Source organism: Bradyrhizobium sediminis (assembly GCF_018736085.1).
GTDB classification, from domain to species: domain Bacteria; phylum Pseudomonadota; class Alphaproteobacteria; order Rhizobiales; family Xanthobacteraceae; genus Bradyrhizobium; species Bradyrhizobium sediminis.
Genome location: NZ_CP076134.1, coordinates 1,293,674 through 1,308,809 on the forward strand (window position 1 = coordinate 1,293,674; position 15,136 = coordinate 1,308,809).

General features: G+C 57.1%; 14 protein-coding genes. 7 read left to right on the plus strand and 7 right to left on the minus strand.

The features are described from left to right. Positions 1–92: 92 nt before the first annotated feature. The 3 genes from KMZ29_RS06205 to KMZ29_RS06215 all read right to left on the minus strand — a co-directional run bounded on the left by KMZ29_RS06205 (position 93) and on the right by KMZ29_RS06215 (position 2,744). Positions 93–359, minus strand: coding sequence for an HGGxSTG domain-containing protein (locus KMZ29_RS06205; RefSeq protein WP_249779841.1), 267 nt, complete (start codon positions 357–359; stop codon positions 93–95). Then, positions 356–1,057 (minus strand): hypothetical protein, encoded by a 702-nt coding sequence (locus KMZ29_RS06210; RefSeq protein WP_215622906.1) that lies wholly within the window; start codon positions 1,055–1,057, stop codon positions 356–358. The genes KMZ29_RS06205 and KMZ29_RS06210 overlap by 4 nt, the downstream gene beginning before the upstream one ends. Before the next feature lie 478 nt (positions 1,058–1,535). After that, entirely contained in the window at positions 1,536–2,744 is a 1,209-nt protein-coding gene (locus KMZ29_RS06215) for a tyrosine-type recombinase/integrase (protein WP_215622907.1), read from the minus strand. Positions 2,745–3,776: 1,032 nt separating this feature from the next. On the opposite strand from KMZ29_RS06215, the gene KMZ29_RS06220 reads away from it, so the two are divergent. Both KMZ29_RS06220 and KMZ29_RS06225 read left to right on the plus strand, forming a co-directional pair. After that, the gene (locus tag KMZ29_RS06220; protein WP_215622908.1) at positions 3,777–5,030 is read left to right on the plus strand and encodes a helix-turn-helix domain-containing protein; all 1,254 of its coding nucleotides are present in this window, start codon (positions 3,777–3,779) and stop codon (positions 5,028–5,030) included. Positions 5,031–5,090: 60 nt separating this feature from the next. Next, positions 5,091–5,651 carry a hypothetical protein gene (locus KMZ29_RS06225; RefSeq protein ID WP_215622909.1) on the plus strand — a complete coding sequence of 187 codons (561 nt, stop codon included), beginning with the start codon at positions 5,091–5,093 and terminating at the stop codon, positions 5,649–5,651. Positions 5,652–6,239: 588 nt separating this feature from the next. Here KMZ29_RS06225 and KMZ29_RS06230 read toward each other — a convergent pair. From KMZ29_RS06230 to KMZ29_RS06240, 3 genes are all read right to left on the minus strand, one after another. Next, on the minus strand, positions 6,240–6,476 hold the full coding sequence (locus KMZ29_RS06230; RefSeq protein ID WP_215622910.1) for a hypothetical protein: 237 nt from the start codon (positions 6,474–6,476) through the stop codon (positions 6,240–6,242). 19 nt (positions 6,477–6,495) lie between these two features. After that, positions 6,496–6,840 carry a DUF3768 domain-containing protein gene (locus KMZ29_RS06235; RefSeq protein WP_215622911.1) on the minus strand — a complete coding sequence of 115 codons (345 nt, stop codon included), beginning with the start codon at positions 6,838–6,840 and terminating at the stop codon, positions 6,496–6,498. A 165-nt stretch (positions 6,841–7,005) separates the two neighbouring features. After that, on the minus strand, positions 7,006–7,269 hold the full coding sequence (locus tag KMZ29_RS06240; protein WP_215622912.1) for a hypothetical protein: 264 nt from the start codon (positions 7,267–7,269) through the stop codon (positions 7,006–7,008). 266 nt (positions 7,270–7,535) lie between these two features. Between KMZ29_RS06240 and KMZ29_RS06245 the strand changes: the two genes are divergently transcribed. The 5 genes from KMZ29_RS06245 to KMZ29_RS06265 all read left to right on the plus strand — a co-directional run bounded on the left by KMZ29_RS06245 (position 7,536) and on the right by KMZ29_RS06265 (position 12,805). After that, positions 7,536–8,003, plus strand: a complete 468-nt coding sequence (locus KMZ29_RS06245) for a hypothetical protein (RefSeq protein ID WP_215622913.1) — start codon at positions 7,536–7,538, stop codon at positions 8,001–8,003. Continuing rightward, positions 8,000–8,563: a hypothetical protein gene (locus KMZ29_RS06250; protein ID WP_215622914.1), complete on the plus strand. Its 564-nt coding sequence runs from the start codon at positions 8,000–8,002 to the stop codon at positions 8,561–8,563. The genes KMZ29_RS06245 and KMZ29_RS06250 overlap by 4 nt, the downstream gene beginning before the upstream one ends. A 528-nt stretch (positions 8,564–9,091) precedes the next feature. Then, positions 9,092–11,509 (plus strand): helicase HerA domain-containing protein, encoded by a 2,418-nt coding sequence (locus KMZ29_RS27070; RefSeq protein WP_215622915.1) that lies wholly within the window; start codon positions 9,092–9,094, stop codon positions 11,507–11,509. After that, positions 11,502–11,711, plus strand: a complete 210-nt coding sequence (locus KMZ29_RS06260) for a hypothetical protein (protein WP_215622916.1) — start codon at positions 11,502–11,504, stop codon at positions 11,709–11,711. The genes KMZ29_RS27070 and KMZ29_RS06260 overlap by 8 nt, the downstream gene beginning before the upstream one ends. A gap of 134 nt (positions 11,712–11,845) precedes the next feature. Beyond that, a complete protein-coding gene (locus tag KMZ29_RS06265; RefSeq protein ID WP_215622917.1) occupies positions 11,846–12,805 on the plus strand; it encodes a replication-relaxation family protein in 960 nt (319 codons plus the stop codon). A 27-nt stretch (positions 12,806–12,832) separates the two neighbouring features. On the opposite strand, the gene KMZ29_RS06270 is transcribed toward KMZ29_RS06265, so the two are convergent. After that, positions 12,833–15,136, minus strand: a complete 2,304-nt coding sequence (locus KMZ29_RS06270) for an NACHT domain-containing protein (protein ID WP_215622918.1) — start codon at positions 15,134–15,136, stop codon at positions 12,833–12,835.

Here is a 15,136-nt window from a genome sequence, read left to right on the forward strand (position 1 = left end):
GACTAAACTTATCACGAATAAGCAGCTTTCTCGCTTCCGTTTAGCGAAACCCGCAACGCTGCCGAAGGTGGTGGTGTTCAAACCTACTCAGATCACTTCATCTCCTGCAGCAACTTCCGCGCTTCGCCCAGCAAGGCCCGAATCTGCTTGCGCTCGGCAATCGCCTCCCCGGTGAACAGGCCGTGCCGGCGCGCGTTCCGGTTTCCTTTTTGAGCGCCGGATCCCGGCGCACCGCCGTGCATGCGGCAGCGCCGCTTGCCGCGCACCGCCGGCGAGCGGCACGATCCGCCGGCGTGGGTTTTTGCGCCGCACCGCGGGCTCGCCCGCATCGGGCCGGTATTGCGGGCGTGATTGCTCAAGCCTGGGCCCGCCGCTCGGCGTGCCCGTCCGACACGATCACGTTCGCATGCTGCGTGACGTTGCCGACGATGGCGTTGCCGCCGTCCGCGACCGACACGTTCTGCACGGTGATGGCAGGCTCGCCATTGTCGCGATAGCGGTTGAGCGCGTCGATCTGGGCCGGAAACGTGCGGGCCAGCCGGGCCAGTGCGCGCCCGGCGCTGTCTTGTTGAGCGATGTCTTCCGCGTTGGCGAGGTGATGGGCGCATCGCATCGCCATCACGTGAACGGATACCATCTGCGCCACCAGCATGGCCTCGACGGAATCCCTGGGCTTGATGCTCTTCACCATCGCAATCATGAAGGCGAGGTTGACCTCGTCTGGTCTCCCGCCCTTCACGCTGGCCTTCACCAGTTGCCGGAGCATGCCATGCATCGCATCGCGATCGGCGACCCCCAATGCATCAGCCATCAGCTGTTCGCCAAGCTCCGGATCCGGATGGTCGATCGCGAATCCGTGTGACGAGAGTTTTACCCGCAGGGGCGGGCATCGCCCTTCGGTGCTCGCCCGCCCGCTACGCACAGCGCCTGCAGCAGCCCTGGTTTGACCGGTTGCGGCCAATGCCGTTGCCTTGTCGGGATCGGAAATTGCGTTCACGTCGATTTCTCCTCGGGCGCGCGCATGGCAAGCGCGCGGGTTGCGGCAACGCGCAGGCAATCGTTCGCTGCGGCGAGCCGGTGCAACTTCAATTGTCGGGATTTTTGGCTTGCAATCGCGCCGAACAGCCGTTTGGCAGGGCCAGGGGCGGTTCTAAAAATTGCGCGATAGTGGAAGTGTGCCGGTGATTTGCCCGACGTGTCAAAATGTTTTTGCCGACCAGGCATCCATGCCGGCGACCCCCTTGTTACTTTGCATGGGGTTGTTTTCGATATTTTGGTTGGGAGCGAGAACCGCGTCGGCCGTGCGGTTGGGAAGTGTGGCTCGCCGAGCCGCAGGCTCGCGGGTCGAGCAGCCCGCCTTCGCCCTTTGGGCTTCGGCGCGGCAGCCTTCACTCGCTTCGCGTTGGATAGACCTTTGCTGGCTTGCCGAGCCGTAGCTCGCGAAGCGAGCGAAGGCTGGTGGGCCCGGCAGGACTCGAACCTGCAACCAGACCGTTATGAGCGCCGGAAAGAGCCTTCTTGCAGCGTGAATGTCCTTATTTTCCAGGCATCTTGACGACGTTCGTGCTCATTTCTGTCACTCGTTTCTGAGGCATAACTGAGGCGGTAGGCTTGGCCGCAATCTTGGCTACGGCATCTTTCATATGGTCCGGGTGATGGTGGCCATAGACCTCGATCAGCATCTTCACCGACATCCCAAGGAAGCCGGCCGACTCCCAAGGATCGGCCGCATTCTGCATCAGCCAAGTTGCTGCCGTATGACGCAGGGTGTGGGGAGATACGCCCTTTCCTAGTTCGGCCAGTGTGACGGCTCGCTTGAAAGCGGTTTTAACGGACTTGACCGGCTGCCCATTGAACTCAACAAAGTATCGCTGGATGATGCCGCAGCGGTGCCACCGTCGGAGGTGCGCCAGCAAACGAGAAGGGACGCGGACGGGGGTTTGGCGCTTATTCGTTTCTTGCTTGCCGTGTGCGCGGCGGTAGTAGACGCCGCGCTCCAGGTCAACAAATGAGCGGCCAATGGCAGGGGTAGGGGATGCTGACGCAATAGCCGCGGCTCGGGTGCCGGTGTAGAGACCAATCAAGATGAATCTGGCCAAATGCCGAAGTGGTCGCTTGTCCGTCTCGATTTTCTGACCCTTCAGCGGTCCGCGATGTACCGTCTGAATTTCGCGAGCTCGCCAGCAGGACCAAATAAGGGACGCCGCTTCGGCTCGTGTCAGCCATCGATCACGTGGCGGTCCCTTCCTAGGCAGCTTTACCTTGACGACGCCGCGGTGAAAGCCTTCGTCCGCGTGGTGTTCGACAGCTGCACGAAGATCCTCTAGGTCGCGTCGAGCACCACCGGTATTTCCGCGTTCCTTAACGTATTCGTTGCACTTGGCCTTCGTGATCTCCGAAAGCGTAAGCTTGCCCCAAAAATCTTTGAGGCGGCCCATGCGGGCGATGTACTTCTTGGCATCGGGATTATCGATGTACAAGTCAGGGCGGTCGTCGATAAAGATCGAAAGTACGTCCGCGATCGGAATTCGCTCTAGCTCGCGCTCCTTCCGTTGCGGCGCGTATTTCTGAGCGATGTAATCCTTGAGCGCCCGCTCAGCCTTTGCAACTTCGCGCTCAGAGCATCCAGTGGCGTAGTAACCAATGCCATCTCGGATGACCCATGTTGCCTGATGGGTGAGCCGGCCATTCTTGTATCGCGCCGGCCTGAGATGGAGTCGGGCGCCTTTGCTTCTACGCGACATCGCTCGCGCATCCTCCGTATCTCACCGAGTGTGACAAACAGTCGTCCCGCGATACGCTCGGAAGTCAGCCGCCCCCGTCTGATCTCACGCCGAAGACTATTGGCCGTCAGTGAACCGTCAGGAAAGGCAAGCCGTGCGGCAACTTCGAGCCGAAGAGGAACATCCTCAGCCACTGACCCAAGCGATTCTATGGTGTCCAGAGTCATAGGTCACCAGATTTTTGCTCCGTTTCAACCGAGAAAGCTTAGCGTACGTCGGGTAACCGACGGCGCTCATGAGAGGAAGCAAACCTAGGGGGAGGCAATTTTGTTACGTTGCGGACGGAATTCTTTCGTAAAATGCCTTGTTCGAAAGACCAGGCGACGAACGCCTGTATCAATACGAGAGTGAAATTTCCAAACCTCCAACCGCGCTCACGAGCCGCCTTATCGCGCAACCTGCTAGCGAAGGTGGCGCTGATTCTTTTCAAAGGCGTACATGCCTCCCGAGCTGGCATCCAGACGATTATGGTTTGAAAACTCATTCGCACTGACAGAGGGTAGATGCGAAACTGATCTGAACTAACGAATTCACGCAAGCCGTGGATAAGGGACGTTTGCTGTGGGGTTAGATCGCTTTGGGTTGCATTTTGAGTTGCCTGGGGCATGGCACACCTACCCACAAGCACAGCTTGAGAACTTGAATTCGGACGAGCCGCAGCACAGCACAAGGCATTCGCCACTGCATTGGCGCTGTCGTGGGGTAGCCAGCCCAGTCCCAAGCTGCGGCTCGGTATCTTGACGCCGGGAAGATTGTGGCTCTAAATTATTGCAACTATTGCGAAATTTGGGTTCTATGGCAGTATTAGGCATGCGCGCGACTCCGGTGAGAGTTGCGGCCGATCGAGTGGCTCTGGTAAAGCCGACTCGGTGGGCCCCAGGGGATGATTCCCCTGGGGTTCTCTGTCTCATATGAGCTTGGTCCGTTACATGTCGTCGAGCTGCGGGATTCTTCTGTCAAAGAACCGCAGAAAACCCGCAAGGGAAGAAACAAATGGCCGGCGCGGGGGGGACTATCGGAGCGAGGATCCGCTACTACAGAACAGCAAATAATCTAACTCAGGCGAAACTCGCTGAAGCAACAGGGGTCAGTGACGGCCAGGTCTCTCGTTGGGAAAACGGAAAGGAAATTCCAAACCAAACGAGCATAGGTAGGTTAGCAAGTACGTTTGGTATCCACGTCCGCGCGCTTACAGTGGGCGATAAAACCACGTGGCCTCCCCATGACTCCGCGGAGGTTCGTGAGGAGACTTCCGGCCACGATTCGAACATTTGGAACTACCCGAAACTCCGAACTCTATTTTTTGAAGAGCGGATAGCGCGCGGGCCATTCTCGTACCAGGGAGAAACCGTGCTCCTCTACGAGCCACGCCCCTTTCGTAGTTTTCAAACGGTAGCCCTGCACAGGGCCTCATTTGAGGGCACGGGACTTCCAGAGAAGCCCACACTTTCGGATCTCCTCGCGTACATCGACAGCCTGCGCTCGCGCTTCCGTCCGGACGTTATCGAGTATTTGATCCGACGTGCCAATATGCCCAACACGACCTCGGGGATTAAGTTTTCCGATGAAAAGGTTGGCGTCGAAATGATTAGCCTACCAACGCCGATCCACCGCCAGGTCGCGCTCTCGGTGTTTTGCAGTTCGTTTTGGCTAGAGCGCGAACTTAATCGTCGAATTGTCTTGCCAAGCGTCGAGTCGGCACTCTTAGAACTAGCTCGACGCGAATGGCACCACTGTCTGATGCCTCATGTTCAGGTTGTGGATCTGTACACACCCAGTACCTTGTACTTGGAGATGGCGATAATAACTCAGGACGAAGACTTGTTGCTGTTGCGGAAAGCGCCGAGTGTGCCAAATTTTTCTGTATGGTCTTGTTCTGTCGAACGTGGATTTCGATGGGGAAACGCCATTCGTGAAGCGGAATTGCCCGTTCAAGAGGCGCTAAACACCTGTCTTGGAGAGGAATTACAACTAAGCAAAGCATCCGTGTGTGATTGGGGGCTTCTCGGTATAGGACTTCAGGTACACTTAAACACTTGCATACTGGGTTTCGTAAAGCTGTCCCTTTCGACTCGGCAACTCCAGGATCATCTCAATGAATTCATCCAAGATTCGGATCACTTCACTGAGTATAAATTTCTGCCAATGAGAGAAGTTTGGAGCCAGTTAGCGGACATGGAGAACGAGTTGCACCCTTCGGCTTTATTGAGAGTGCACTTGGTGCTGAAGGCATACGGCCATCTCTGAAAGGACGAATGCTAGGAACACCGCAACAATTGAGCTGCCGGCGTTTTGAGATCTCATTTTATGAAGAAGGTTCTGTACACCTGGCTAGAGGGACCTGTTGCCGCCTTTGCGGTGCTTTGCGTTGTCTTCCCATTGGTTGTCTTCCCGATAGTGCTCTTGCTTGAGCTCCTCGGTGTGAACCCGGTTCAATGGTTCGGGGAGCTGGCGGTGGCGCTACGCGTGGTCGCCTTTCTAGCGGTGGGTATCTTCCTTTGGAGTTTCTCGCGTCAGATTGAGCGGGATCGCGGCAAATGGTTAGCGGAACAAGCCGAGAGGAAAGCTAAGGCATTGCAGACGATAAAGCAGCCGTCCTATTGGTCTAGCAAGACAGAGTTGTCCAAAGAGCCCGGTCAAAGGTTACAGTCTCCGGTCACGCCGGAAATTATGACTTTGAGGAGGTATCTCGCGAAACAGAGAGTTAAGAATGAAATGAAGAGCCAAGGATTGCACGTAAGCCAGTTCACGGCGGCAGACGTTTCCAAAGCCGCCGACGCGCTCCTTTCAGTGCATGGCGAAAGCCTACTTGACGAGGCAATCCGTCTCAGTCGAACCATGAACCTTGGACGTCGCCGCCGACATTAAAAGAAAATCCCACCTCATTGCTGGGTGGGTGGTTTGCCTCGAAGGAACACGCCGCAAAACGTTTCAAGGTGGACGTACAGCTCGCGGCCTAGGTCCCTTTCTACCATCTCTCGTAGGTCAACGTAGGGACCTTGCCAGTCGCCGCCGTTGGTCGAGAAGTAATGGCCGTCATGGCGTAACTCGACTTCGAGTGCCCAGAGTACCTGGGTGCGAGGATAGTCACTCATCCGCTAATGCCCTCAGTATTCGCTCAACGTACATTTCGATACGGAGTTTAAGTCGCTCGTTCTTGGTTGCTGCGTGGAGCGCCATGAGGTCTGGAAGCAAGTCGTGTAGAACCTGCTCCATTAGAGCGCAGTTGCCCATTGCAAGCTCCTTGATGAGTTTAGCCCCGCCCGCTGGTGGAGCACTGCGTCGACTTGAACGACGTACAGGGGCGATCTCGGACGGTCCCCCAACAAAGGAATAGCGCTCGCCTGCGCATGATCCGTTGCTGGCCTAGGCGGGAGGAGCGGGGCTAACCGGTGAACTTCTGACCCTATTATATCGCCCAAAGAAAAAGGCCCCGTCAAAGCGGAGCCGAAGCAACTATCGATCGCGCCGGCCGCGGCTGTTGTCGCGCCGTTGCTGCGGAGGCGGGTCTTCTTGGCCGTCCCGCGGCGGCCGAAGAACAATCTTGCCGTCGATCGGCAACGCCTGAAGGACAACGTTCAGGCCCTTCCTGTCTTGATGCTCGAACGCGGCACCGATGCACAGCCAGAAGTCGTCCTGGCCTTCGCGCTTGGATACCGTGTAGGCCTGATACGTCGGCTGTTGATTAGCCATTGCGATCTCCTTCTGGGTTTCAATACTCCGACGAAAACATGAGCGTCAGCACGCGCGTAGTTTTGGTTGGATCGGCGGGGTCTTCCGAGCCCGCCTCCATAGTCTCATCGTAGTAGTCGATCTTCCAAAAGATCGTTTCATCGCCGACTTCGATGCTGCCGAAATCGTGCTGACCATGCGGGTCGTTTTCCCGATCAAACTCGGAAAACTGTTGAACCGCTAGGACTGCTCTTGCCTGCAGATCAATCGGCAGCGCTGCGACGCCCGCGGTCATGACAACCCGACCACCAAGGAAGGTGGATCGGAAGAAGTCATTGAGGACACGAATGCGCCGCGACTGATCACTCGCTTCTGCGGTGCTCATGGTGGGGCTCCTCCATCTTCGTTGTCGTCGACGTCTTCAGAGTCATGCGGCGAGCAGGAAGTCCCGCAGGTCGGACAACGATCGTCACAGGTAGCCGACCACACGTCTTGCCATCGCGTCCCGCAGGGGCAGCGATAGAAGTTCCGAAAGAGGGCCATGGCGACCTCAGCTAAGCTTGTGCGAAGTGCTGGTCGTCGGTTCGCCAATCCGCACATGCGCGCGGATGAGCGCAATCAATTCGTCGAACGATGAGATAGCGCTGTCGACCACTTCGATGTCGACAAGTTCGGGCTCTTCAGGATCAACCGATGTTGCCGTGATCGAGGCGAAGACTCTGCCGTCGGCAGTCTGCGACAGTGACAATCTGACGAATTCGGGGGCGGGGAAGAGAGGCGTAGCCGCATGCAAGCGGCTCGTGATGTCAAGCATCTGGTTGCTCCGTGTTGCGACCGGCGCCCGGAAATCAGGCGGCGGTAGCAGCGCGGGGCTCTAATTGAATCGTACCCCACCAGCGCAGGACCGCAACCGCTCGCCGTTGACAGAGCGACACGACTCTGCGAAGAAAATGTCCAGTAAGCCATTGAAAATACGGAATAAAATGGACTTAGACGAGGGGGGATGCGGCTAACTCCAAAGAGGCACAGGAGAATTTTTGGGACTGCAGGAAATTCGAGAATCTTAGCGAGGAGTAACAGATGGACGGCGTTTCGTTCGCGCTCTTGATTGGTGTGGTGTTGGTTGCCGCCTTCCTCATCTGCGGCCTCCTTATCGACAACCAAAATCTGAGAAACCGGCGGTCTTGGGAAGAACGCGACCGAAAACTCAAGATTAAAAGGCTGCGCGAAGAAAACGAGATTATCGCGCTGGAGCAGCACAAGAAATTCCTTGAGGAAATCAGGCCGCTCAAAACGGAGGCGAAGGGCGCAAGCCTGCTCAAAATTCGCGATGAACAAACCGTCGACGCGCTCCTGGCACGCGACGCACTCTCAAAGACCATTGAAATGCTTCGCGGCGCTCCACGCCTGATAGACGGCAACCCGCTCGCATCGTCCGTAAGCGCTTTGGTGGAAGAGATTGAAAATCGGCGCGCCGACGGCGCCGAAACCACTGAGCTCGAAGAGATCGTGCGGCAGCTGCGCACAATTCCGGCAGGACGGTCATGACGGGTGGCCAGATCGCTTTCGCATTCGTCGTTGCCGTCATCGTCGTTCTGGTGATGCTCTATTGGGACGAGCGGTCCAAGCCTGCGCCTGCCGATCCTGAAGCGGATGAACTCCTTGCAGAAATCGCCGCCCTGCAGAGCGCGGCGGATGACGCGGATCGCTTTGCAGCCGCTCTTCGACGGGAGCATGCCGAGCTCACGGGTCCGCGAGACACGCTGCGGCATGCAATAGCGGTCGTTAATGCGGCGCGTACGGGCTGGCACTCGATGCAGTCGCAGCAAACCAATAACTTGCGCTTGCAGCAGGAAGTGCTGGTGGCTGCGCACGACCGCGATTCGAGATGGATCGATGCATTCCTGATGGCGCAGGCCCGCTCGGAGATTGTGGGAGGAGGGAAGGAACGGAAGGACTTGGCGGGCGAACTCCAAGGCAACCTTCGCGCGCTGATCGAAGAGAAAAAGGCAGATGGGGCAGAAACCCGAACGCTCGAAGAGCTGCTGCGGGCACTGGATGCCTACACGATAGAGACCAACGCGAGAGGCTCCCATGAACGCGTATGAACGCCGGCAACGCTACTTGAGAGGCCTCAAGAACGAGGTCCACCGACAAAAGAAGCGATGCCGAGAGGCGCTATGGCGAGCGCGAAAGTCAGCTTGCGAAATACGCTACCTGCAAAATGCCTATGATGAGCAGTATGTCGAGCTCATAGCTGTCTTGACCTCCCTTGAAGGTTCAATCCGAGAGGGGAGTGCGGAGAGCATCCTCGTGGCCCACCACGGGAAGGGAGCGGGCCAGGTGCTCCGCGGGGCTTCGTCAGAGCGTGCTCGTATGTGCCAGCTAAATATTCAGCGCGTGGACGTCTGGCTCGCTGAATTTGGACGCGCGGTCGATGATATCGATCAACCGGCTATTCGAGCGGCGGTTGCCCCTCTCTCGACGGAGCTGAGGAACATACCAATATGAAGAGTCCGGCCAGCCGCATCGCTCAAGCGCAAGAACGACTTTGGACGCGGTTTCCGCAGCTCCGGCCCAGCCCGCGGTCCACGGTAAACGAGCCTCGGCTCGTGCTCGGCCGGGACGGCGCTCAGATGCCCTTTGGGCTCGATGTCCGTGCGCTCTCTGGCCACGTCGGAATTGTCGGCGGCATTGGTGGCGGCAAGAGCAACGCCATGCGCCACATCGGATGGCAGCACATGGAAACCGACGGTGCACTAATCCAAATCGATCCGCACGGTACCCATGAGGATTCACTACATCGAACGACGATCCGGCGGGCAGTCGATACTGGACTGTATAAGCGCCAGCGGGTCTGCATCATCGATGCGAACAGCGAATGGTGTACCGGGCTACGGCTTCTCGCCGGCACACCAGTACCGAGCGTTATGGCCGATCACATGATCGAAGCGTTTGAGCGCATGCAGGGCGACGAAACGCTGCTTGAGAAACCCACGCTGCGACGCGCGCTGCATGGGCTGCTTGCCGTGCTCTCGGAATTGAAGCTCTCCCTTGCCGAAGCCGATCTGCTGCTGGATCCGGTCGACCCACACGGGCTGCGAGCCTGGGCGCTCGACAAGGTGCGGGACCGGTATGCCGCAAAGGCGCTGATGCGGCTAGAGCGCCTAGCCAATGAGCCGCGGCTCATGAAGGAGTTCGAAGTCGAGACCATTGGCACAGAAAACCGGTTGGCTCCGCTCCTTTCGTCGCCAGCGATGCGAGCGATCGTCGGCTGTCAGATGCTCGATATGGTCGATGTCCTCGATGCTGGTGCCAAGGTGTTTATCAACACCGGCGGGCACGACGCCGCGAGCGAAGCGGCCGGCGACCTCTTGGGCAAGCTCGTCTTGCGCGCCGTGCTCTTTGCCGCAAAACGAAGGCGGACTGCCACGCCGGCACTGGTCATTGCGGACGAGTGCGCCCGCTACGTCAGCCAGGACTGCGAAAGGGCACTCGCAGAGCTCAGGAAATACCGCGTCGGATTGATCCTGGGCTTTCAAACGTTTGCCATGTTGGGCAAGCCCGGCGACCCGGTCCGCGAAGCGATCGAAAAGATACCCGCAACGCGCATGGTGTTCCGATTGAACTCGATGGAAGAAGCCACGGCGCTCGCGCCGGAAGTGATGGAACTCAACCTCGAAATGCCCGTCGAAGTGCTGAGGGCGCCGGCCGTCGTGGGATACGAAGTACGCCGGCTGCAAAGCGCGTCTCAAGGTAGCGCACTTACTCATACCCGCCAGGCGGCGACGACCCAAACCGAAGGCACGGGGACAACGGATACGATAGGTGAGGCGACCGGCGACAGCTACACCTACGGCACCAACCAGGCACGTTCGCACACTCGCTCGGCCACGAACAGTCTCGGGCGAAACTACGGTGCACAATACAGTCAGGGGAAAAGCTCCAGCCAAGCCGAAATGAAGGGAGAATCGCACAGTGAAACAGATAGCAGGTCGGAGACCGTCGGCAGCAATTACAGCCGTTCTAGGTCGGAGGGCGAGTCATCGGGTGAGGTGACGAGCGACACGCACAGCCACAGCCATACGCGAGGCGGTGGTCGCAGCAACCAAACGAGCGCCTCGCGCGGTTCCAATTTCGCGCAAGGCTTCGAGGTCGATGTGGATATTTGGAGATCCGGGGAGCAGCAGTACCGGAGAGCCGTGGGCTGGCCGGGAGATGCCAAGAGCCGCAACGTGCAGGCCGGATATAACGAGAGCACTTCGCAGGGAACAGCAGCCGCGGAGAACTGGAGCGAGTCGGATGCAACGAGCACTGGCCGGTCCACGCAGCAGAGTTGGTCGACGAGCGTTTCAGAAGCGGTAGGCGAGAGCGAAGCTCGGTCTCGCGGCCAAGCCGTACAGCGTGGCCGCTCACGCAGCACGGCTGACACCGTCGGCACATCAGAAACGACCGGCATCTCATTTGGAACAAGCGAACAGCAGGCAGAGGGCGAAGCAGATACCGAAAGCTACGGAAGCTCGCAGGCCTGGGGCACTCACAAGGACCGCAGCCGCAGCCACGCAAGGTCGGTACAAAAATCGATAGGTCAAATGAAGGGTGAAGCCCAGGCGAACGGCACCACGCTATCGCGGGGCTGGTCAGAAACGCTGGCTCCGATCCTAGAGGTCCGACCTACCTCGGTGCATAGTCTGCCGAACGTGACGTACATGGCGGCGCGTACACTGTGCACACTGCCCACCGGCGTTGCCGTGGTGCGGACCATCAGAGGAAACCGGGTCGACGCCGCTGTGGTGCTTATGCCTGAGCGCCGCAGTCCGCCCGTGACCGACCAGCAATATGCTGCCGATCTGTCATTGCTCGTGCCCCGAAGCGAGGTCGGCCTGCCAATGCGGAATGCCGAGCGGGCGATCGAACAACGTCAGAGTGAGCTCATTGAAGAGGCACAGCTGTGCCGGCTCCCTCCACCTGAGCCGGCATCGGCCGCAGAATTTAGAGTGCCCATCAAGAAAGTCACCAAACCTAAGTCCAAGAAAGGAACGAAAGATGATTGAAGAGAAGATTGCGCGAGTGAAAAAGCTCATCGAGCAGCGCGAGGCTATCGATGCCGAGCTCGCTACCTTATTCAACGTTTCGACAGCAAAACGGGGTCGGCCGAGAAAGGATAGTGGGGCAGCCGAGGAGGGGAGGGAAGAGCGGAGCGAAGCCACGCAGAAGCTCCAGACTGACATTCTGTCTCAATCTCGTCCGTCGTAAGCATGGGAGGCAAGCTGCTGCCGGAGCGGAAGCTGTCAAGGGCGGGTGACCCGCCGCGCAGCGGTTCCCTTGATAGCGAAGCAAGGCAGCAATGCTCCCCACAGCTGGAGACAATCCCGGGGTAGAATTGCGTGATGGAAACGCTCTTCGGCAAAAAGCAAAGGGTCAATCGATTCCGACGGACAGACAGTCCACGCAACATGCGATTGACCGAGCGCGACTTGAATCTCATTCGTCACGTCGCCAAGCACCGATTCCTAACGACCGAACAACTGCAGGCCTTGGATGGCGGAAGCCAGCAAAACGTTAGCCGAGCTCTGCGAGCCCTTTATGACCACGGCTATCTCGACCGTCCCGGCGCACAAATTGCGTCAATAGTGCTCGATGGCCCCAAGCCCACGGTGCACGCGCTCGGTAAGCGTGGCGCTCAAGCGCTTCGCGAGCGCGGCCATAAGACAAGTAGCGACGTGGACTGGACCGAAAAAAACAAGCGAGCTGGCGCGGTGTTCATTGAACACACGCTCGAAAGAGCGTCATTTATGACCGCAATGGAAATCGGGTGCCGGGAAAAGCCCGGTATTGAGTTGTTGGACGCATCAGCAATTATTGCACAAGCCCCCGAACCTACGCGACGCGCACGCGAGCCACTGCGCTGGGTAGTTGAGCGTCTCGAACGCGGCCGAAAGGAGATATTCTCGGTGGTACCAGACGGCCTATTTGGCTTGTCATTTCCTGACGAAACCGCGTCGTATTTTCTGCTGGAGATCGATCGGGGTACCATTCCTCTCCGCCGCACGGACACGTATGGGACGGCGGCATGGCGAAAGAATATCGAATACAAATTCCGAACCTACTACGAAGGGTGGCGGGCGGACCGCCACATGAAGCAGTTTGGCGTAAAGCAGCTGCGCGTTGTCTGGGTGACGAGCTCGCAGACCCGCCTTGAACACATGCTCGAACTCCAGCGCGACGTTGCGGGCGGAAATGGATCTGCATTTTTCTTGTTCGCGGACAATGACCATTTGCGGTCATCCAATCCGCTTGACCTTGAGTGGGTGAATGGAAAAGGCGAGTTACTCAATCTCGCGGCCTAGGACTTCCTGAGCGTGGTACTAGAAGATTCAAAGTTCCCTGGCCGCCTTGACCAATGGGTCGGGAGAGGTCATTGGGGCTGCCAGTATTTGACGGACTCGAAATGTTTCGGTTCTATTTGGCCTCCACAAATCTAAGCCCCGGTATCTTGATTTCTCGGCAATAGAAAACCTCGCAATTAGGTTGAGGACCTCAGGAACGATGCGCTCCGCTCGTGAATCAAGTGCGCCGCGGTAGAACGCTGCTTCTTGTCGTCCAGAGCCCGGCTGAAGAAAGAGCTTTCTCAGCACGGTTAGGAGTATCTTCAAGCCTTCTGGAATATCCAAGTGAAGTATCTGAGCAGCTGTATTTCCTCCAAGAACGAATGATGAAACATCACAGTCTCTGAAATTCATGGGAAGATCACTCCCCCCAAAGAAGCCGTCGAGTGTGCCGAAGACACATTTCTCGAACTGAGGAAGGTTGTCTGGGTGCACATCTCGCGAAATCTCGCAAGTATTAAATAGACAATCCTGAAAAATCAAATTTGAGAACTTGCGGGAGAAATCGTCGATCAAGAGATAGTCACAAACCGCGGCTCTAATAATGGCCTTATCTACCAGTGCGACCTCAGGAGAGCGGGTTAGGATATTTGCCAGATCCATCGCGAGCTGAGAATTTATGTCTGGGTTACAGGCGACGTTGAGCGCGTTCAGAAAGATTGCTGGCTTGATGGTTTGAGCGGATATCTTGTTAGAGACAATATTGATTGCGATTTCGCCTAACGGACAGACGACTGACTCGAAGGCGTTTGCCGCAGAAGCGTAGGGATGCTCCACATAACGAATGACATCGCCCGCGCGAGCAGCATCCGCAATTTGCGGATCCACAAATTCCCGAGAGCTGTCTTCAAGCGAGGAGGGACCTAGCGCGGGAAGTCTCAGAATAAATTGCTGTGCGGCGTCATCAGGAGGAAAACCTGCTACATCCCGAAAGGTATTTTGTATTGTTAGGATATCGATTCGGCCTCTTCCATCCTCCGTTGAGCGTGCAATCGTCGCAAGTCTCTCGATGATCAATCTAACAGTCGTCGGGTCAAGCCGACTATCTTGCTGTGCTTCTCGCTCGCAGATCATAGCCAGTAGATGATCCCAACCTTCTGCAGGCCCGAGATCGACCGACTGTTTAGCGGCAGACGCTTGCAAAAATCCTCTTCCCGCCAAATAGGCTAGCAATAGCGGGCGACGTGGCATCCAGTCTGGGAGGGGGCTCGCAATTCCCAATAAGCTCAGAAACTCTCTTGCTTGGGCCTCCGAGAAATCTTGGGTGTACAGAATCTGGAAGCCACGCTCCACCCCCAGCGATTTTGCCATTTCCTTCGTGCTATCGAAGAAGTTGTGGCGACCGGCAACTATGATTGAGGTGTTTGAAGGTGATTCGGACACAAATCGCCTAACTAAAGTCATTCCACTGAAACGATGAGCTTGAACTTTTTGTAAAGATCCTCCCCAACCCGTCGTGGCCATTTCGTCGAAACCGTCTAGCAGCAAGTTGACCAACCCACCACGCCATGCCCTGACAAGGTCGCTCGAGCTACCGGGATAGCCAATAATTCTGGCGTGGCGCTCAAGCGCTTCAACTGGCTCGGACTGACCCGTATGATCTCTGAGATTCAAATAAACGGGCACGACATGTGAGGTGTTACGAAGGTATGCGTCGTTGCATCTGAAGAAAAAATTACGGAGCGTCATGCTCTTTCCGGAGCCATACTCACCCAGAAGGACAGTTCGCGTGACACTCCCAGTGATGAGGCCCTGGATGTAGGAGTCCTGATTGATTGCGGTTTGCGCGGCTTCGTTGAAGAGATCAATTGGAATGATCTTTGCGTCCGTAATGGCGGCCTTGGTGATCGGATCGGCCACACTTCCAAACCGATATGGCACACGGCATCTCAAGTATTCGGCGCCATTAAACAGCTGACTACGAAATTGTTCAAAGCCAAGGATTCTTACGCTGTGTTCAAACCTCTGGATCGCCGTTCGCTGGTCTGCCGTCGGTTCGTCTCTCGTAACGAGCCATCCGTTGACGTGCTTCCGGCTCGTTTTTCGGTACTTTTGGACTAGCTCAGCGGTTTTCTTCGCATCCTCGACAGCTTTGTCACGCGAACGCGAAATCGTGCACTCAACTACGTGAACAGCATCACGTGTTTCGAACACGCCGTCGCGCTCGCGGTCATCAACGATTTGAGCGCCGCCGAATTGAGCCTCGGACCAGAGTAGCCGGGCTATTCGTCGAACATCTTTTTCAAAATTCTGTCCAGAGAGCGTCAGCTTAGGCCTCCATACGGTCTGCAA

What these genes read in the sequence shown, in the direction of transcription:
- KMZ29_RS06250 (WP_215622914.1), top strand. Translation starts at nt 8,000, where the DNA reads ATGACGGGTGGCCAGATCGCTTTCGCATTCGTCGTTGCCGTCATCGTC.
- KMZ29_RS06220 (WP_215622908.1), top strand. Translation starts at nt 3,777, where the DNA reads ATGGCCGGCGCGGGGGGGACTATCGGAGCGAGGATCCGCTACTACAGA.
- KMZ29_RS27070 (WP_215622915.1), top strand. Translation starts at nt 9,092, where the DNA reads ATGCCCTTTGGGCTCGATGTCCGTGCGCTCTCTGGCCACGTCGGAATT.
- KMZ29_RS06235 (WP_215622911.1), bottom strand. Translation starts at nt 6,840, where the DNA reads ATGAGCACCGCAGAAGCGAGTGATCAGTCGCGGCGCATTCGTGTCCTC.
- KMZ29_RS06225 (WP_215622909.1), top strand. Translation starts at nt 5,091, where the DNA reads ATGAAGAAGGTTCTGTACACCTGGCTAGAGGGACCTGTTGCCGCCTTT.
- KMZ29_RS06245 (WP_215622913.1), top strand. Translation starts at nt 7,536, where the DNA reads ATGGACGGCGTTTCGTTCGCGCTCTTGATTGGTGTGGTGTTGGTTGCC.
- KMZ29_RS06265 (WP_215622917.1), top strand. Translation starts at nt 11,846, where the DNA reads ATGGAAACGCTCTTCGGCAAAAAGCAAAGGGTCAATCGATTCCGACGG.
- KMZ29_RS06230 (WP_215622910.1), bottom strand. Translation starts at nt 6,476, where the DNA reads ATGGCTAATCAACAGCCGACGTATCAGGCCTACACGGTATCCAAGCGC.
- KMZ29_RS06215 (WP_215622907.1), bottom strand. Translation starts at nt 2,744, where the DNA reads ATGTCGCGTAGAAGCAAAGGCGCCCGACTCCATCTCAGGCCGGCGCGA.
- KMZ29_RS06260 (WP_215622916.1), top strand. Translation starts at nt 11,502, where the DNA reads ATGATTGAAGAGAAGATTGCGCGAGTGAAAAAGCTCATCGAGCAGCGC.
- KMZ29_RS06240 (WP_215622912.1), bottom strand. Translation starts at nt 7,269, where the DNA reads ATGCTTGACATCACGAGCCGCTTGCATGCGGCTACGCCTCTCTTCCCC.